Source organism: Roseovarius sp. PS-C2, from assembly GCF_018862045.1.
In the GTDB taxonomy this organism is placed as follows: domain Bacteria; phylum Pseudomonadota; class Alphaproteobacteria; order Rhodobacterales; family Rhodobacteraceae; genus Roseovarius.
Genome location: NZ_JAHKSQ010000001.1, coordinates 615,575 through 630,029 on the forward strand (window position 1 = coordinate 615,575; position 14,455 = coordinate 630,029).

At 61.4% G+C, this 14,455-nt stretch carries 21 protein-coding genes and 1 tRNA gene; 9 read left to right on the top strand and 13 right to left on the bottom strand.

The window, feature by feature from the left end:
* Nucleotides 1-103: 103 nt before the first annotated feature.
* Together KPG71_RS02970 and KPG71_RS02975 are read right to left on the bottom strand one after the other, a co-directional pair.
* Nucleotides 104-177 (bottom strand) — tRNA-Gly (locus KPG71_RS02970).
* 265 nt (nucleotides 178-442) lie between these two features.
* On the bottom strand, nucleotides 443-1,270 hold the full coding sequence (locus KPG71_RS02975; protein ID WP_216336630.1) for an ATP-dependent Clp protease proteolytic subunit: 828 nt from the start codon (nucleotides 1,268-1,270) through the stop codon (nucleotides 443-445).
* A 170-nt stretch (nucleotides 1,271-1,440) separates the two neighbouring features.
* Here KPG71_RS02975 and KPG71_RS02980 point away from each other — a divergent pair, with 170 nt between their 5' ends.
* Nucleotides 1,441-1,779, top strand: a complete 339-nt coding sequence (locus KPG71_RS02980; RefSeq protein WP_216336631.1) for a hypothetical protein — start codon at nucleotides 1,441-1,443, stop codon at nucleotides 1,777-1,779.
* Between the two features lie 15 nt (nucleotides 1,780-1,794).
* Here KPG71_RS02980 and KPG71_RS02985 read toward each other — a convergent pair whose 3' ends face one another.
* A complete protein-coding gene (locus KPG71_RS02985; RefSeq protein ID WP_253196027.1) occupies nucleotides 1,795-2,598 on the bottom strand; it encodes an ABC transporter permease in 804 nt (267 codons plus the stop codon).
* Nucleotides 2,599-2,730: 132 nt separating this feature from the next.
* Here KPG71_RS02985 and KPG71_RS02990 point away from each other — a divergent pair, with 132 nt between their 5' ends.
* Nucleotides 2,731-3,312 (top strand): GcrA family cell cycle regulator, encoded by a 582-nt coding sequence (locus KPG71_RS02990; RefSeq protein ID WP_073033504.1) that lies wholly within the window; start codon nucleotides 2,731-2,733, stop codon nucleotides 3,310-3,312.
* Between the two features lie 64 nt (nucleotides 3,313-3,376).
* On the opposite strand, the gene KPG71_RS02995 is transcribed toward KPG71_RS02990, so the two are convergent.
* A complete protein-coding gene (locus KPG71_RS02995) occupies nucleotides 3,377-5,383 on the bottom strand; it encodes an AsmA family protein (RefSeq protein WP_216336632.1) in 2,007 nt (668 codons plus the stop codon).
* Nucleotides 5,384-5,486: 103 nt separating this feature from the next.
* Between KPG71_RS02995 and rimO the strand changes: the two genes are divergently transcribed.
* From rimO to cutA, 3 genes are all read left to right on the top strand, one after another.
* Entirely contained in the window at nucleotides 5,487-6,866 is a 1,380-nt protein-coding gene (gene rimO, locus KPG71_RS03000; protein WP_216336633.1) for a 30S ribosomal protein S12 methylthiotransferase RimO, read from the top strand.
* Between the two features lie 84 nt (nucleotides 6,867-6,950).
* The gene (locus tag KPG71_RS03005; protein ID WP_216336634.1) at nucleotides 6,951-7,601 is read left to right on the top strand and encodes a hemolysin III family protein; all 651 of its coding nucleotides are present in this window, start codon (nucleotides 6,951-6,953) and stop codon (nucleotides 7,599-7,601) included.
* 133 nt (nucleotides 7,602-7,734) lie between these two features.
* A complete protein-coding gene (cutA, locus tag KPG71_RS03010) occupies nucleotides 7,735-8,046 on the top strand; it encodes a divalent-cation tolerance protein CutA (protein ID WP_084728919.1) in 312 nt (103 codons plus the stop codon).
* Nucleotides 8,047-8,080: 34 nt separating this feature from the next.
* Here cutA and KPG71_RS03015 read toward each other — a convergent pair whose 3' ends face one another.
* From KPG71_RS03015 to KPG71_RS03035, 5 genes are all read right to left on the bottom strand, one after another.
* Nucleotides 8,081-8,359, bottom strand: a complete 279-nt coding sequence (locus KPG71_RS03015) for a DUF6455 family protein (RefSeq protein ID WP_216336635.1) — start codon at nucleotides 8,357-8,359, stop codon at nucleotides 8,081-8,083.
* On the bottom strand, nucleotides 8,356-8,628 hold the full coding sequence (locus KPG71_RS03020) for a DUF6455 family protein (protein ID WP_216336636.1): 273 nt from the start codon (nucleotides 8,626-8,628) through the stop codon (nucleotides 8,356-8,358). The genes KPG71_RS03015 and KPG71_RS03020 overlap by 4 nt, the downstream gene beginning before the upstream one ends.
* 1 nt (nucleotide 8,629) lies before the next feature.
* Nucleotides 8,630-8,896 carry a DUF6455 family protein gene (locus KPG71_RS03025; protein ID WP_216336637.1) on the bottom strand — a complete coding sequence of 89 codons (267 nt, stop codon included), beginning with the start codon at nucleotides 8,894-8,896 and terminating at the stop codon, nucleotides 8,630-8,632.
* Nucleotides 8,897-8,981: 85 nt separating this feature from the next.
* Complete coding sequence (locus KPG71_RS03030) at nucleotides 8,982-9,338, bottom strand: YigZ family protein (protein ID WP_216336638.1); 357 nt, start codon at nucleotides 9,336-9,338, stop codon at nucleotides 8,982-8,984.
* Nucleotides 9,335-10,048: a M48 family metallopeptidase gene (locus KPG71_RS03035; protein WP_216336639.1), complete on the bottom strand. Its 714-nt coding sequence runs from the start codon at nucleotides 10,046-10,048 to the stop codon at nucleotides 9,335-9,337. The genes KPG71_RS03030 and KPG71_RS03035 overlap by 4 nt, the downstream gene beginning before the upstream one ends.
* 118 nt (nucleotides 10,049-10,166) lie before the next feature.
* Between KPG71_RS03035 and KPG71_RS03040 the strand changes: the two genes are divergently transcribed.
* A complete protein-coding gene (locus tag KPG71_RS03040) occupies nucleotides 10,167-10,412 on the top strand; it encodes a hypothetical protein (RefSeq protein WP_216336640.1) in 246 nt (81 codons plus the stop codon).
* Nucleotides 10,413-10,424: 12 nt separating this feature from the next.
* Here KPG71_RS03040 and KPG71_RS03045 read toward each other — a convergent pair whose 3' ends face one another.
* Nucleotides 10,425-10,688, bottom strand: a complete 264-nt coding sequence (locus KPG71_RS03045) for a DUF167 domain-containing protein (RefSeq protein ID WP_216336641.1) — start codon at nucleotides 10,686-10,688, stop codon at nucleotides 10,425-10,427.
* Between the two features lie 113 nt (nucleotides 10,689-10,801).
* Between KPG71_RS03045 and KPG71_RS03050 the strand changes: the two genes are divergently transcribed.
* Nucleotides 10,802-11,380 (top strand): nitroreductase, encoded by a 579-nt coding sequence (locus tag KPG71_RS03050; RefSeq protein ID WP_216336642.1) that lies wholly within the window; start codon nucleotides 10,802-10,804, stop codon nucleotides 11,378-11,380.
* Nucleotides 11,377-12,075, top strand: a complete 699-nt coding sequence (locus tag KPG71_RS03055) for an EI24 domain-containing protein (protein ID WP_253196029.1) — start codon at nucleotides 11,377-11,379, stop codon at nucleotides 12,073-12,075. Before KPG71_RS03050 ends, KPG71_RS03055 begins: the two co-directional genes overlap by 4 nt.
* A gap of 31 nt (nucleotides 12,076-12,106) precedes the next feature.
* Here the strand turns inward: KPG71_RS03055 and KPG71_RS03060 are convergent, their stop codons facing one another.
* Both KPG71_RS03060 and mce read right to left on the bottom strand, forming a co-directional pair.
* On the bottom strand, nucleotides 12,107-12,406 hold the full coding sequence (locus KPG71_RS03060; protein WP_216336644.1) for a DUF1467 family protein: 300 nt from the start codon (nucleotides 12,404-12,406) through the stop codon (nucleotides 12,107-12,109).
* Nucleotides 12,406-12,810 (bottom strand): methylmalonyl-CoA epimerase, encoded by a 405-nt coding sequence (mce, locus tag KPG71_RS03065; protein WP_073033537.1) that lies wholly within the window; start codon nucleotides 12,808-12,810, stop codon nucleotides 12,406-12,408. The genes KPG71_RS03060 and mce overlap by 1 nt, the downstream gene beginning before the upstream one ends.
* A gap of 148 nt (nucleotides 12,811-12,958) precedes the next feature.
* On the opposite strand from mce, the gene KPG71_RS03070 reads away from it, so the two are divergent.
* The gene (locus KPG71_RS03070; RefSeq protein ID WP_216336645.1) at nucleotides 12,959-13,681 is read left to right on the top strand and encodes a response regulator; all 723 of its coding nucleotides are present in this window, start codon (nucleotides 12,959-12,961) and stop codon (nucleotides 13,679-13,681) included.
* Here the strand turns inward: KPG71_RS03070 and KPG71_RS03075 are convergent.
* A complete protein-coding gene (locus tag KPG71_RS03075; protein WP_216336646.1) occupies nucleotides 13,678-14,385 on the bottom strand; it encodes a GNAT family N-acetyltransferase in 708 nt (235 codons plus the stop codon). The genes KPG71_RS03070 and KPG71_RS03075 overlap by 4 nt on opposite strands.
* Nucleotides 14,386-14,455: the final 70 nt, after the last annotated feature.

The window sequence follows — 14,455 nt, forward strand, 5'->3', positions numbered from 1 at the left end:
CGGTCACGGTTCTTGGCCGCGCAGACGCGCCGGGTCAAGTGCGCAGATTAGCCGCAGGCAGGGTGAAACCGGGTGAATACGTCGTGATCGGGGAAATTCGGGTTGGAGCGGGCAGCGGGAATCGAACCCGCACCAAGAGCTTGGAAGGCTCGTGTGATACCATTTCACCATGCCCGCTCAACTGCGCGACGGGATACGTCATGGCGCATCGGGGGTCAAGCGGATCGTCGCGGCCTGTTGGGCGATGGACCGCGTTTGCGGTCGATCCGGCATTTCGGCTTCGTACGAAACTGGGGGTCGTTTCGTACGAACGGTACGCGCGCGCCTTGTTAACCACGGCGATTTACCGATCCGACACCGACGCGATACCGACGTGATACCGATGCAATACCGAACGCCGTTTTGGCTTGTTAACCAGTGGCTTGACCCTGATTCGCGTTCCTCACCCCATTTTGCGCCCCGGCGGGTCGAACGGCAGGAACTCGACCGCGCTCTGTTTGACCGGCGCAGGGTAGAGTTTCATCAGGTCGAGAATTTCCGGCGGCATCCCCACGGTGATCGCCAGGCCCAGATCCCGCGCCTCTTCCGGGGTCAGCGCATAGTCATGCGTCCACGTCCCCGAAGCCAGCTTGTGCGCCAGCGCCTCGGCCTTGTCGCGCTCCATCCGCGGGGTCATGATCTCGACCGCGCCGCGCGTCACCTGCCGGATCGCCTTGTCGCTGACATCGGCCAGCACCATCGCCACATCCGACACATGCTCGACCGGCTTGGCATCCCGCGCGGCAATGATCGACGCGGCGGAAATCCCCATGATCTGCGGGTCGATCGGCCCCAGCATGGAAAACTCGCCCATCACGATTTCATCCGCCGCGAGGGCGATCAGGGTGCCCCCCGACATCGCATAAATCGGAACGAAAACAGTGACTTTCGCTGGGTGCGCCTCGACCGCGCGGGCGATCTGCATGGCCGCGATCACCAGTCCGCCGGGGGTGTGCAGCACAAGGTCGATGGGTGTATCCCTGGGCGTCGCCTTGATCGCGGAAATGATGGATTGCGCATCCTCGAGGTCGATCATCCGCGACACGTTCATGCCGAAGAAATTGCGCTTTTCCTGCCGGTGAATCATGGTGATCACCCGGCTTTTGCGCTTGCGCTCGATGCTGCGGATTGCCTGTTCGCGGCGAAACCCGAACACCCGCCCCGCCAGCAACGGCTGCAGGATCATGACCATGAAAACAATGAAGAATAATGTGGAAAGACTGAAATCCATGGGGCCTCCGAAGACGCTTGCACAGGCATCCTCGCAGGTCGGGCAGAGGTTGTGAATTGAAAAATCCCCGCCAATCAGGCAATGATCGCTCAGAGCAGGGAAAATCACCGGCGATGCGGCGAAAACGGAACAAACTCCGCCAGATCGTCAAGGAAAACAGGGCAAACAGGATGAAACAGGTATTGGTTATCGGGTGTGTGGCTCTTCTGGCCGGCTGTGGCGGAGGAGGCGGCAACCGGCTGCCGCCCGGCGCCGTCCCCATCGCCTCCGGGCCGATCAGCAACGCCTGCATGGCGTCCAACCGCAAGGCGCGCTCGCACCGCCTGTGCGGCTGCATTCAGGCGGCAGCGGATCAGACCCTCAGCCGCTCGGAACAACGCCGCGCGGTCACCTTCTATTCCGACCCGCATCGCGCACAGGAAATCCGTCAGTCCGACCGCCCTGCGGATGAACGGTTCTGGCTGGCCTACAAGGCTTATGGTGAACGCGCCGAACGCTTGTGCCGCTGAAAAAATGGCTGATCTTCAGGCCTTTAGACGATAGCCCCGCCCGAACATGACCCAGGCCACCAGCGAGATCGCGAGCGTCGCGGCGATACCGACCATCAGGCCCAGAACGGGCGAGCTGTCAGACACCCCGATCATCCCGTAACGCACCCCGTCGATCATGTAGAAGATCGGGTTGAAATGGGTGATCTCGTTGAGCACCGGCGGTAGCGCCTGAACCGAATAGAACGTGCCCGACAGGAACGCCAAAGGCGTGACCACAAAGTTCGTGATCGCCGCCATCTGGTCGAATTTATTGGCAAAAATACCGGCAACCATGCCCAACCCCGACAGGAACCCCGCACCCAGCAATACAAAGACCAGCGCCCAAAGCGGATGCGCGGGAAGCATCCCGCGAAAGACGAACAGGCCAGCCGCGATGGCCACGGCCACCAACAAGCCGCGCCCGACCCCTCCCGCCATGTAGCCGAGCACCATCTCTCCGGGGCTGATCGGCGGCATCAGGGTATCGACGATATTGCCCTGCACCTTGGAAATCACGATAGAGGACGAGGTATTGGCAAAGGCATTCTGGATCACCGTCATCATCATGATGCCCGGTGCGATAAAGGTGGTGAAATCCACGCCCATCACGTCGCCCCTCCGGGGGCCGATCGCGATCGAGAAAATCACCATGAACAACCCTGCCGTAACCAGCGGCGCCAGCAAAGTCTGGGTCCAGACCGCCAGGAACCTCTGAACCTCGCGTGATGCCAGTGTATAAAGCCCCAGCCAGTTGACCCGGCCAAAGCGCCGCGTGCCCATTTCCGTGCTGCCTGCCATGCTGTCCTCATATGTATTGGGTGGACGATTCGATGCCTTGTAACTTACCGGCGAGTGATTAGAATAGGGCCGATATCGGATTTTGCAGGGCGGCGCGGGCAACCGGCCGCCTTTTGAGATAGGAAAAGCACCATGTCCTGGAGCGACGAACGCGTCGAATTGCTGAAAAAACTATGGGGCGAAGGGCAATCCGCCAGCCAGATCGCCAAGGAACTGGGCGGCGTGACCCGCAATGCGGTGATCGGCAAGGTGCATCGCCTCGGCCTGTCCAACCGCAACGGCTCCGGCGGTGGGGCCGCTTCGGAAAGCGCGGCCAAGGCCAAACCCGCCCCCAAGGCCGAGGCCAAGGCGAAACCCGCCGCCAAACCGGCCCCCAAGCCCGATCCCAAACCCGCCGCCGAGGAAAAGCCCGCAGCGGCCCCGGTTTCACGCGTCAAACAGATCATTCCGGCCGGTCAACCCTTGCCGCCGCAACCTTCGGCAAACGAGATCGACCCCGAGGCGCTGGCCAAGGTCAGCGAGATCGAAAAAAAGGCCAAGAAACTGACGCTTATGGAGCTGACCGAGCGGACCTGCAAATGGCCCGTAGGCGACCCGGCAACCGAGGATTTCTGGTTCTGCGGCCTGCCCGTTCAATCCGGCAAACCCTATTGCGAGGCCCATGTCGGCGTGGCCTTCCAGCCCATGAGCAGCCGCCGCGACCGCAAACGCTAGATCGTCGGTGGAACCATCGAAGTGATGACCGGGCGCGACCAGCAAGGACGCGCTCGTTTTATTTCTATTCGAACAGCTTCAGAAGACCCTTGGCGGCTTCTTCTTCCAGTTTTTTCTGAAAGGCATCTTCAAGCGACTGGCCCTCTTCCACCGTCACCCCCAGTTCCTTTTCGACGGTGCGGTTGATCTCTTTCTGGGCTTTTTCTTCCAGCTTCTTGCGCTCTTCGCGCACCTTCTGCTCCAGCTTTTCCTTTTCCGCCTTGAGGTTCAGGTCGATGGCCTTTTCGAGGTCAGGGGTAATGCGCGGATTGGCCCAAGGGCCGCGAATACGCACCGGAATCGCCAGCCCCTTGCGGTCCTCGCCCTCCAGCAGCGTGGGGGTGAACAGATAGTCGATGTCGCGTGCCCCAAGTCCGATACGGCCCTCACCTCGGGCGCGGGCAAGGGGCAGGCTCAGCAGAAGATCGGTGTTAAACAGGTTGCCCTTGTTCATGGTGAAACTGGCGCTCAGGCTGTCGAATACGGTGGTGCCGCCACTCAGGTCGCCCGACCGCATCAGCCGGTCCAGGTCGATCCCCGAGATCACACCGCGCGCCGTTTTGATCGCACCGTTCCCGCTGAGGCTGTTCATGATCGCGTGCAGGGATTGGCCCACGCCAAGAAAGCTGACCTCGGCATCGCCAGTGGTGGAGAAGCGTGAAATGTCGACCGCATCGGTGAGGAAGGTTTTCATGTCGATCCCCCCCGCCTTGATCTTGCCACCCACCGACAGGCCCGAGCGGTTGTTCATCACGAACTCCCCGGTGATCAGGCCGCCATACGCCTGCAACTCCCGCAGTTCGAATACTGCGCGCGAGCGGTCGAGCGTCATCAGGCTGCGGGTTTTGCCCAGTTTGAAATCCCCGAGGTTCACACTGTCGGCCACCAACGCCACCTCGGCATCGGCCAGGGCCAGTGCACTGGCGTCGATCGGGGCTTTCGACCAGCCATCCGTGGGCACGTTGCCGCCACCGGCGGCCCCTGCTCCGCCACCTCCTCCGCCGCCACCCGAGGACGCGGCCAGGGCCGAGAAATCCAGCGCCCCGGCACGCAGATGCGCATTCACCCGCGGCTTGGCCCCACCCAGATAGATATCGGCGGCCCCGGTCAGGCTGTTGTTGTCCAGCGTGATGCCCGCGTCACGCAACGACAGGCGCATTTCCTCGGTCAGGGTCAGATCGGTTTCAAGCGTTGTCGCACGCCCGAATCCCCGGGGAATATCGACACCCGACACCCCGAGCGCAGCCAGAAAACGCGCGGTACTCTCCAGATCGGCGCTCAGGCGCCCACCGATCTGCGGCTGCATCCCGGCCCGGCCCACGAAGGACAGTTTGCCGCCCGGCGCCGAAACATCGGCCCGAACATCCGAAACCCCGCCAGCGATGAAATTACCAACCTTCTCAAGCTGTCCTGAAATCGCGACCGCCTGGCCAGCCGGGCTGAGTGACGCCTCAAGCGTCGCGGCACCGTCGTAATCGGGCCAACGCAGATCGAAATCCATATCCACCATGTCGATCCGCTCGCCCGTCCCGTGATCGACATAGGACAGCACCGCATCGGTGATCAACGCCCGGTCCAGCGTCAGCGACAACCGTTCGGATCGCGCGGGCTGCCCATCGCCGGCCTGCCCCGACGGCGCAACGCCCTCGACCCCCAACTCCCAGTTCACCCGGCCATTGGCGGCACGCTCCAGCAGGATCTGAGGCTTGACCGCCTCAAGACCGGTAATGCGAATGTCGCCACCGAACAGCGCCGTCGGTTCGACCCCGATTTTCAGGCTGTCGGCCTTCAGCATCGGCCCGGCATCGGACCAGTCGGCATTGGCCACCGTGACTGCCCCGGTACTGACCCCCAGAACTGGGTAGAAACTGACGGTCGTATCGCCCGTCATGGTGACCTTGCGGCCGGTCGCATTGCTGATCTGTTCCGCCGCGATGCGCGCGACCCGGTCACCGGGCAACATGAACAACGAGACAACCGCGACCAATGCCACAACGATTACAAGCCCGACCAGGCGCAACAGCCACCGCATACCAGTTCTCCTTCGCTACCTTCGTGAAATGTAAGACCGCATAGGTTTGCCAACAACTGCTTTTCCCTTCCCGCACGGCCCACACTGGATTATACGCCCGTGCATGAGCACCAATCCCCCCGACCTGCGGCCCGATCTGGCCCGCGCCCGCGTGACCGAAACCGCCCGTCAGGGCCAGCCCACCATCGGCATGGTCAGCCTTGGCTGCCCCAAGGCTTTGGTCGACAGCGAACGCATCCTGACCCGCCTGCGGGCGGAAGGGTACGGAATTTCGTCCGACTATTCCGGGGCCGATGCGGTGATCGTGAACACTTGCGGATTCCTTGATTCCGCCAAGGCCGAGTCGCTGGAGGCCATCGGCGAAGCCCTGAACGAAAACGGACGGGTGATTGTGACCGGCTGCCTCGGGGCAGAGCCCGACTACATTACCGGTGCGCACCCCAGGGTGCTGGCGGTGACGGGACCGCACCAGTACGAGCAGGTGCTGGACGCCGTGCATGCCGCCGTGCCGCCCGCTCCCGATCCTTTTGTCGATCTGTTGCCCGCGTCGGGCGTCAAACTGACCCCGCGACATTACAGCTATCTCAAGATTTCCGAGGGCTGCAATCACAAGTGCAGGTTCTGCATCATCCCCGACATGCGCGGAAAGCTGGCCAGCCGCCCGGCCCATGCGGTGCTGCGCGAGGCCGAAAAGCTGGTCGAGAACGGCGTGCGCGAACTGCTGGTCATCAGCCAGGACACAAGCGCCTATGGCGTGGACATCAAACACGCAGAAACGAATGGCCATCGTGCGCATATCACCGATCTGGCCCGCGATCTGGGTGGCCTCGGGGCATGGGTGCGGCTGCACTACGTCTATCCCTATCCGCATGTGCGCCAGTTGATTCCCCTGATGGCCGAGGGGCTGGTGCTGCCCTATCTGGATATCCCGTTCCAACACGCACATCCCGATACCCTGAAACGCATGGCGCGTCCTGCCGCTGCGGCCCGAACGCTTGACGAGATCGCGGCATGGCGCCGGGATTGCCCGGACATCACCCTGCGTTCCACCTTCATCGTGGGTTACCCCGGCGAGACCGAGGATGAATTCCAGACCCTGCTGGACTGGCTGGACGAGGCGCAACTGGATCGTGTGGGGTGCTTCAAATACGAAAACGTGAATGGGGCGCGTTCGAACGACTTGCCCGATCATGTGCCCGAAGACATCAAGCAGGATCGGTGGGAACGCTTCATGCAAAAGGCACAGGCCATTTCCGAAGCGAAACTTTCTGCCAAGGTCGGCACCCGCCAGCAGGTGATCGTTGACGATATCGACGCCGACGGCATTGCCACCTGCCGCACCAGGGGCGACGCGCCGGAAATAGACGGCTGCCTTTTCATTGACGAAGGCACCGAGGCGCTCAGTGTGGGGGATCTGGTTATCGTCGAGGTCGACGAAGCCGGCGAGTATGACCTTTGGGGGCGCCTGATCACACCGAGTTGACACCGGGGCCGACATGTCCTGCGCCTTTTCGAAAAATTCTATGATATTATCCTGGTGTTTACCTTTGTCTGACAGACAGGAGGCATGATCGACTTGTCCTATCCCGACTACACCCGTGCCGAACGTATCGCCGATGGCGTCGTGCATATTGCCGGCATCGTTGCCGCGCTGATCGGAATTGCGGTTCTGTTCGCCTTCTGGGCTTTTCAGATGGATGGACCGACGCTGGCGGCAACGGTTCTGTACTGCACCGCCCTTGTCATGATGCTTACGGCCTCGGCGACGTATCATATGGCGGCGCACACGTCGGCGCGGCCAATATTGCGGCGGCTGGATCATGCGGCGATCTTCGTCAAGATCGCAGGCACCTTCACACCTCTCGGTGTCGTCCTAGGAACGGCATTCGGATATATCGTTCTGGCTGTGGTCTGGGCCTGCGCCCTGATCGGGGCCGGGATGAAATTGATGACCGCACCGGGCAAGATGACAACCGGGTGGGTACCTTACATGGCGCTTGGATGGGCCGGTCTCGCCCTGTTTATCCCGCTCGTCCCGGTTCTGCCGGTGCTGAGCCTGACAATGATCGTGGCCGGAGGTTTGCTGTATACGGGTGGTGTGGCGTTCTATTGCCGGGAAGACCTGCGGTTTTCCAATGCCATATGGCATATCTTCATCGTGATTGCCTCGGGCTGCTTCTTTGTCGGCATCACCGCCGCTGTGGCGCAAGGCAGCTAGGCTCGCTCCATGCGATACTGTGTGGCATCGACCGGCAGACAGGCGAAGTCGTACCGACCCGCTTAACAGAATCCCGGACACGGGTTAGGCTGATCCCCGACCCATCGACCATGGCCAAGAAGGGATGCTCGCCATGATCCACGTAAGCACCACCTGCCCCGATCTCGACGCGGCGCGGATGCTGGCCAGTTCTGCGCTCGAGGCGCGCCTGGCGGCCTGTGCAAACATCACGCCGGGACTGATCAGCCTGTTTCACTGGCAAGGCGCAATCGAAGAAGAACAAGAAGTCCTGCTGACGCTCAAGACCCGTGCAGACCTGCGCCAGCCCCTGACCCGAATGCTGGAAGCGGATCATCCATATGACCTGCCTGTCATAACATGGGAAGATGTCGGCAGCACATCTGACGCCGCCGCATGGCTGTCCGAGGAAACGGGCGGCGACTGACGCCTGCCCGAGGGCGCAAGCCGACAGCCTGCCCCTAGGCTTTAAGTTCAGCCGCCAACCGGTTGAGGATATCGGCATTCGGGCAATGATCGGGCGCGCGGGTGGCCGAAGCGGCGTTCGACGCCAGCCATGCTTCGCATGTTTCGACATGCTGACATTTGCGGCATCGCGTCACGAGGGCCGAATATTCCTGCACATTCAGGCATCCATTGGTCATGGCCTCGGACAAATTGACATATGCGGCCCGCGCAACCGAACGTGTCAGCCAGAAATGCAGCGTCGGATCGCCAAGGCGGGCTACCTGCGCAGTCATGTGCAGTCCAACTCTTCTTCGATCTTCAAAAGCGCCAGCCGCGCCCGGTTGCAGCATCTTGACGGTATATGACGAGGCCCGGGCGCGCCGCGCAACCACGATTGACATCCGTCAGGCCAGCTACAGGCGCGACAGCGACCAACCATACCGGCCCATTCCTGCGTGCTGATCCGCCCTTCGCGAAACGCCCTGGCCAGATCGACCTGGGTGGCTTTCGCCATATCCTGCAACAACCAATAGTGACGGCATTGCGACCCGATCGGTTTCATCTCATATCCGTTTCCCGGCCTTCAGCGCCGCAAACAGATCACTGTTGCGACACATCCCCGGTGGGGCATCTGCCCCCTCATCGTTCAAAGCAAGCCAGTGAACACAATCTTCAGGCCCCGCGCATCCCGTACAGCTCAGGACCGCATCGCTGATCCCGTCAAAGTCGATTTTGCCTTCCATGACCTTTTCTTCCAGATCGACCCCGAGTGCGTTGGCCATCCGATCAACCAGTTCCGCATGGCGTTTCAGCGTAATGGATGTGGACATTCGGACGCTCCCTTTTGCTGCGCCCTCACAGTATGGGCACACACCCAAGCCTAAATCACACGGCCTGCCGGAACCTTGACCTGAGTCAATCGCCGAACCTGTCCAGGTAAGCGCGGACACAATCCTGCACATGCCGAAAGCGATCCCCGCCCAAGTGCTTTCCGCCATACCACCGCGTCACCACGATCACATGATCCCGGATATTCGCGCGTTCCAGCATGCGTAAAATGACCATGCCAGCCCCGGATTCGCCATCATCGCCCTTCATCGGCGTCCCGTCCGACATCAGAGCCGCCCAGGTATTATGCGTGGCCTTGGCGAATTTCTTGTCCCGCTTGAGGGCTTTCAGGAACTCCTCGATTTCCGCGCGATCCGCGACAGGGCCACCCGATACCGCGTATTTTGATCCGCGGTCGCTGATCACACCCGTCAGTTGGTTCATCGCAATTGGGCATCGACGCGGCGCACGGTTTCGATACGTTGCGCATTGGGCGGGTGAGTTCCAAGGAACCGGTCGCCCGGATCGGGGATACGGGTAAAGAAGGCCGCACCGCGCACCGGGTCATATCCGGCCGCCCTTGTAATCGCCGTTCCCAGTGCATCGGCCTCAAGTTCGAATTCCTTCGAATAGCTGCGCGCGCCAACCGATGCACCCAGATCAGCAGCCGTGCGGACGGCATCCGCGCTGGCCCCGCCGAGTGTCGCCAAGCCCCCCAGCAAAACGGCCCCGGCCATCGCGTTCTGCTGTTGGCGTGGAATATGTCCGGCAATGTGGTGCGCGGCCTCGTGCCCCATGACAAAGGCCAGCTCGTCACGGTTGCGCACTTCCGCAATCATGGGAAGCGTGAAGGCGATGATCGGACGCCCTGATTTGTCGAGCGTCTGATAGGCGTTCACTGGCTGGTTGGGGCGGTCATCCACGACAATACGGAAATCGCAATTCGTCCCCGCTGCGGTCCGGCTGCGGCACACATTTTCGGCCACCGGCTCGACCGAGTTCACGACCGACACGAACTGGTCCACCTTAGCGCGCGTCGGCATGGAGGGCGTTGTCGGGGGGGATGTCGGCGCGGGGCGCGACGGGGCGCCGGTTTCGGTCGCAGGCACACAACCAGCGAGGCCGATCAGGCAAAGAATGGCGATCAGGCGCATGGGTAAGCTCCAAATTCCCTTTGGCCCGGAACCTAGCAGGTTTTCAGGCCGCTGGAAGCCCCCACCCCAGGAAGCGCACGACGGTTGCAAAGTGCCGCCAACAGGTTAGGCTGGACCCATGTTTTCGATTGAACACGAATTCGACGCCACCGTGGTGACGCTTGTGGATGACGGCAACGCACCGTTGCAGGAGGATGTCGTCATAAATGCCTTTGAAGAATGCGTCACGGTCGAACAATACGACCCGCGTACAGACACGACCAACAAGGTCACGTTGTCGATGGAGCAGTTGCGCGATCTTGGCGCGGCGCTGAACCTGCCCGAGGGCGTCTATACGATCGGCCCTGACGGCAAGTCATCGTAACGCTCATAATCCTCAAGCGTTATCGATCCTGAACACTTTGTCCCGGGATTTCTGCCCCTGAGTCAGCGTCAAGCGGGATTTCGGAAGCCCGAGGGCCTTTGCCAATAATTTCTGAACGGCTGTATTGGCCTTGCCGTCCTCTGGCGGAACCGTGACATAGATGCGGATGTCGCCTTCGGGGGCCATGACGATACGATTGCGCGATGCCTTGGGCGTGACGCGCACGGCGATGAGTGCACCGGGCAAAGCAAGATGGCTGAGCATCGGATCCGACATGGCCCCTGCATACGTGATCCGATCATTCTACACCAGATGGCACATGCGGGCTTGACCCCATGCGCCCCCGCCCCGACATGTAGGGCTCAGGATCAAACAGTGACAGGACCAATATGCCAGCCCCCAATCCAGATGCCTTGGACTTTCTTCTGACACGACGCTCACGCCCGGCCAAAACACTTTCCGCGCCGGTCCCCACGCGAGAAGAGTTGTTGCCGATTCTGACGGCAGCGGCCCGCAGCCCGGATCACGGCAAGCTGGAACCCTGGCGCTTTATCGTTCTGGAACGCCCGGCACTGGCCCGGCTGGCCGAACTGGCCGGTGCACGCGGTCTTTCCCTGGGCCGGGACGAGGCCGAGATCACGAAAGGGCGCAAGCAGTTCGAAGACAGCCATCTGGCCGTGGCGGTGATCGAAGTTCAGAAACCGTCGGACAAGATTCCGTCGCTCGAGCAGACCTATTCAACCGGAGCCGTTTGCCTCGCCCTGCTCAATGCCGCACTGGCCTCGGGATGGGGCGCGAACTGGCTGAGTGGCTGGCCCGCGCATGATCGCGGTTTTGTGGAAACGGGTCTTGGGTTGGGCACGACCGAGCGCGTGGCCGGGTTCATTCATATCGGAACGGAATCCGCCGCGCCGCCTGAACGACCCCGCCCCGATCTCAACCAGATTGTCGAATGGGTATCGGAATGATCTTCACATCCTTTTTCAAAGCCCTGTCCCAAATCGGCGACCCGCGTTTCCGTAAGGTTCTGTGGCGGGGCATCGGATTGACGTTGTTGCTTCTGGCCGGGATTACCGCGCTCCTGGTGTGGGGCGTGGGCTGGATGGTTGGAGATAGTGTCACCCTGCCGCTTTTGGGCGAGGTGCAATGGGTCGACAACGTGATCAGCTGGGCCTTTGTGGCGCTGATGTTCGTCATGTCGGTCTTCCTGATGGTCCCCGTGGCATCGGCCTTTGTGTCCATGTTCCTGGATGAGGTCGCCGAAGCCGTCGAAGACCGGCATTATCCAGGCCTTCCAAAGGTTTCTGGCGTGCCGCTGCGCGATGGCATCATCGACGGCCTGTCCGCCATGGGCGTTCTGGTCGTGGCGAATATTCTGGCATTGCTGCTGACGCTGGTATTGCCCATTGCCGGTTTGCCGGTGTTCTATGCGGTCAACGGGTTTCTTCTGGGACGGGAATATTTCACCGTGGCCGCGATGCGGCGTTTGGGCCGGGCCGGCGCCATGCAGATGCGCAAGAAGCATGGCCTGACGATCTGGATGGCAGGGGTGCTGATGGCCGTACCGCTGACGGTGCCGATCCTCAACCTCGTGGTGCCGATCCTTGGGGCGGCCACGTTCACCCATCTGTTTCACCGGCTACAGGCGCGTGCGGCAAGGTGATTGAATCGCAGGCTCTACCTCAAGGCGCGTGCTACTCGGTTTCGCTGTACCACATGCTGTCTCCTGGCCCGAGCCGGTGAAACAGGTCGATGTCACGCACCGAGATCACGCCGGAGAGGATGGTCCCTCCGATAATCACCCAGAGAACCGTTGCAATCCCTGTGGTGATCCACGCCTTTTTCTTGAGATGATGCTTTTGCGGTGAGCCCGCATGCGTGCCGGGCACGATTTCCCCCAGATCGCCCTGTGTTTCGATACGGATCGGGATCACGACCAGAAAGGTCATGAACCAGATCACCATGAACAGAACGATGGCCGAGGCGATGCTCATCAGACTTGCTCCAACTCCACGAGCGTGCCCTGAAAGTCCTTGGGATGCAGGAACAGAACCGGCTTGCCATGCGCCCCGATCTTGGGCTCACCCGAGCCCAGAACCCGCGCGCCGCTTGCCTTGAGCGCATCACGTGCTTCGATGATGTCTTCGACCTCGAAGCACATGTGGTGAATCCCACCCGATGGATTCTTTTCCAGGAAACCATTGATCGGGCTGTCCTCTCCCAAGGGATAAAGCAATTCGATCTTGGTGTTTGGCAGTTCGATGAAGATGACGGTCACGCCATGATCGGGTTCGTCCTGAGGGTCCCCGACTTTTGCACCAAGCGCGTTGCGATACTGGTCGGCCGCAGCCTGCAGGTCCGGCACGGCAATGGCGACATGGTTCAGGCGTCCGATCATGGTCAATTCCCTTTGGTTTGGTTGCGCCCGTTATGGAGGCACGCGTCCGCCGAGGCAAGCGACAGGGGGACGCAACCCCGGAATTAACCGCTTGTTAGCCAAGACTGGCCTAGCCTCTGCGAAGCACCTGCAGCCAGAGGATCATGACATGGATGAGTTTGAGACATTTTCACCCTTCCCTGCCCCGACAAATACGCGTCCCTTGCTGGGGCTGACGATTCTCCTGGTCGAGGACAGCCGCTTTGCTTCCGAGGCCATGCGCCTGATGTGTCTGCGCAGCGGCGCGCGCCTGCGGCGGGCGGATTGCCTGTATGCGGCGCGACGTCATCTGAAAGTCTATCGCCCATCGGGCGTGATCGTCGATATCGGCTTGCCTGACGGATCGGGGCTGGAACTGATCGAGGAGTTGAGCACAGCCAGCCCCCGAGTGGGGATGCTGTTGGGCTTGAGCGGCGATCCCGATGCCGCAGACAAGGCCGCGGCAGCCGGGGCCGACGGGTGCCTCATCAAACCGTTGCACAACCTGGCAAGCTTCCAACAGAAAATCCTTGCCGCCCTGCCCGCCGAGCGTCAGCTTGCCGGGCCTCGCGCCCTGACCGACGAGGTCATCGAACCCGACCGGACGGCCTATTGCGATGACATGAGCCGCGCGGCAAACCTTCTGAATGTTCCCGGCGACGAGGGCATTCTTGATTACGTGGCACAGTTCCTTGGCGGCGTTGCCCGGTCTGCCGGGGACGACCAACTGGCCGATGCAGCGCGCAAACTGGCCCATACCCGACGCAACGGCACACCAAGCGATTTACTGGCCGCCACCGCACGGATCGGGACACTTGTGCAGGATCGGATGCAAAAACGCGCCGCGATCTAGGTGTTCGAAGCCGAGGCCAACGCCTGTGCGGTCAGAACGCTCAGGCGGCTTTTCTGACCTCCGGCCGCATCGAAATTATCCGATGCCAGCCAGTCCGCGTAGGCCGTGCGCAACGCGGGCCATTCGCTGTCGATCATCGCGAACCATGCCGTATCGCGGTTGCGCCCCTTGACAACGGTGGCTTGCCGGAAGGTCCCCTCATAGGTAAATCCGAACCTTTGCGCCGCCCGCCGCGAGGGCGCGTTGAGCGCGTCGCATTTCCATTCGAATCGCCGATACCCCGCGTCAAACGCCCATTGCATCATCAGGAAAATTGCCTCGGTCGCCGCACGGGTGCGCTGAAGGTGCGGCGACATGGCGATATAGCCGACTTCGATTGATCCAGAGGCGGGTTTGATCCGAAGAAACGACGCGAACCCGCCCCAAGAGCCAGTATCGCGGTCAAAGATCGCATAGAACAGAATATCGTCGCGGGCGGTCGCGGCTTGCATCCAGTCGGCAAATGCCTCGGGCGTCGCAAAGGGACCGTCGGGCATGTAATCCCATACCCAGTCATGCCCGGCAAAGGCGTCATACAACGCTTGGGCGTGCGTCTTGGCGGAAAGCCGTTCGAGCAGAGCGAAACGCCCCTCCAACCGATCAGGGCCGGGGAATGGCGGCGTTTTCCAGTTCCCGAGTGGCGGGCCAAGGGGGCGGTCTGTCATGAAAGGCTCCGGCGCAATGTCGGCGCAGCATAGGAACCGGAGCGAAGCATGAAAAGGGCGCATCGCTCGG

Coding starts and splice junctions, on each gene's coding strand:
- KPG71_RS03075 (WP_216336646.1), bottom strand. CDS start 14,385: ATGACAGACCGCCCCCTTGGCCCGCCACTCGGGAACTGGAAAACGCCG.
- KPG71_RS03060 (WP_216336644.1), bottom strand. CDS start 12,406: ATGAGCATCGCCTCGGCCATCGTTCTGTTCATGGTGATCTGGTTCATG.
- KPG71_RS03050 (WP_216336642.1), top strand. CDS start 10,802: ATGCCAGCCCCCAATCCAGATGCCTTGGACTTTCTTCTGACACGACGC.
- rimO (WP_216336633.1), top strand. CDS start 5,487: ATGAGCACCAATCCCCCCGACCTGCGGCCCGATCTGGCCCGCGCCCGC.
- KPG71_RS02975 (WP_216336630.1), bottom strand. CDS start 1,270: ATGGATTTCAGTCTTTCCACATTATTCTTCATTGTTTTCATGGTCATG.
- KPG71_RS02985 (WP_253196027.1), bottom strand. CDS start 2,598: ATGGCAGGCAGCACGGAAATGGGCACGCGGCGCTTTGGCCGGGTCAAC.
- KPG71_RS03005 (WP_216336634.1), top strand. CDS start 6,951: ATGATCGACTTGTCCTATCCCGACTACACCCGTGCCGAACGTATCGCC.
- KPG71_RS03035 (WP_216336639.1), bottom strand. CDS start 10,048: ATGCGCCTGATCGCCATTCTTTGCCTGATCGGCCTCGCTGGTTGTGTG.
- KPG71_RS02990 (WP_073033504.1), top strand. CDS start 2,731: ATGTCCTGGAGCGACGAACGCGTCGAATTGCTGAAAAAACTATGGGGC.
- KPG71_RS03030 (WP_216336638.1), bottom strand. CDS start 9,338: ATGAACCAACTGACGGGTGTGATCAGCGACCGCGGATCAAAATACGCG.
- KPG71_RS03040 (WP_216336640.1), top strand. CDS start 10,167: ATGTTTTCGATTGAACACGAATTCGACGCCACCGTGGTGACGCTTGTG.
- cutA (WP_084728919.1), top strand. CDS start 7,735: ATGATCCACGTAAGCACCACCTGCCCCGATCTCGACGCGGCGCGGATG.
- KPG71_RS02980 (WP_216336631.1), top strand. CDS start 1,441: ATGAAACAGGTATTGGTTATCGGGTGTGTGGCTCTTCTGGCCGGCTGT.
- mce (WP_073033537.1), bottom strand. CDS start 12,810: ATGATCGGACGCCTGAACCATGTCGCCATTGCCGTGCCGGACCTGCAG.
- KPG71_RS03055 (WP_253196029.1), top strand. CDS start 11,377: ATGATCTTCACATCCTTTTTCAAAGCCCTGTCCCAAATCGGCGACCCG.
- KPG71_RS03025 (WP_216336637.1), bottom strand. CDS start 8,896: ATGTCCACATCCATTACGCTGAAACGCCATGCGGAACTGGTTGATCGG.
- KPG71_RS03070 (WP_216336645.1), top strand. CDS start 12,959: ATGGATGAGTTTGAGACATTTTCACCCTTCCCTGCCCCGACAAATACG.
- KPG71_RS03020 (WP_216336636.1), bottom strand. CDS start 8,628: ATGAAACCGATCGGGTCGCAATGCCGTCACTATTGGTTGTTGCAGGAT.
- KPG71_RS03045 (WP_216336641.1), bottom strand. CDS start 10,688: ATGTCGGATCCGATGCTCAGCCATCTTGCTTTGCCCGGTGCACTCATC.
- KPG71_RS02995 (WP_216336632.1), bottom strand. CDS start 5,383: ATGCGGTGGCTGTTGCGCCTGGTCGGGCTTGTAATCGTTGTGGCATTG.
- KPG71_RS03015 (WP_216336635.1), bottom strand. CDS start 8,359: ATGACTGCGCAGGTAGCCCGCCTTGGCGATCCGACGCTGCATTTCTGG.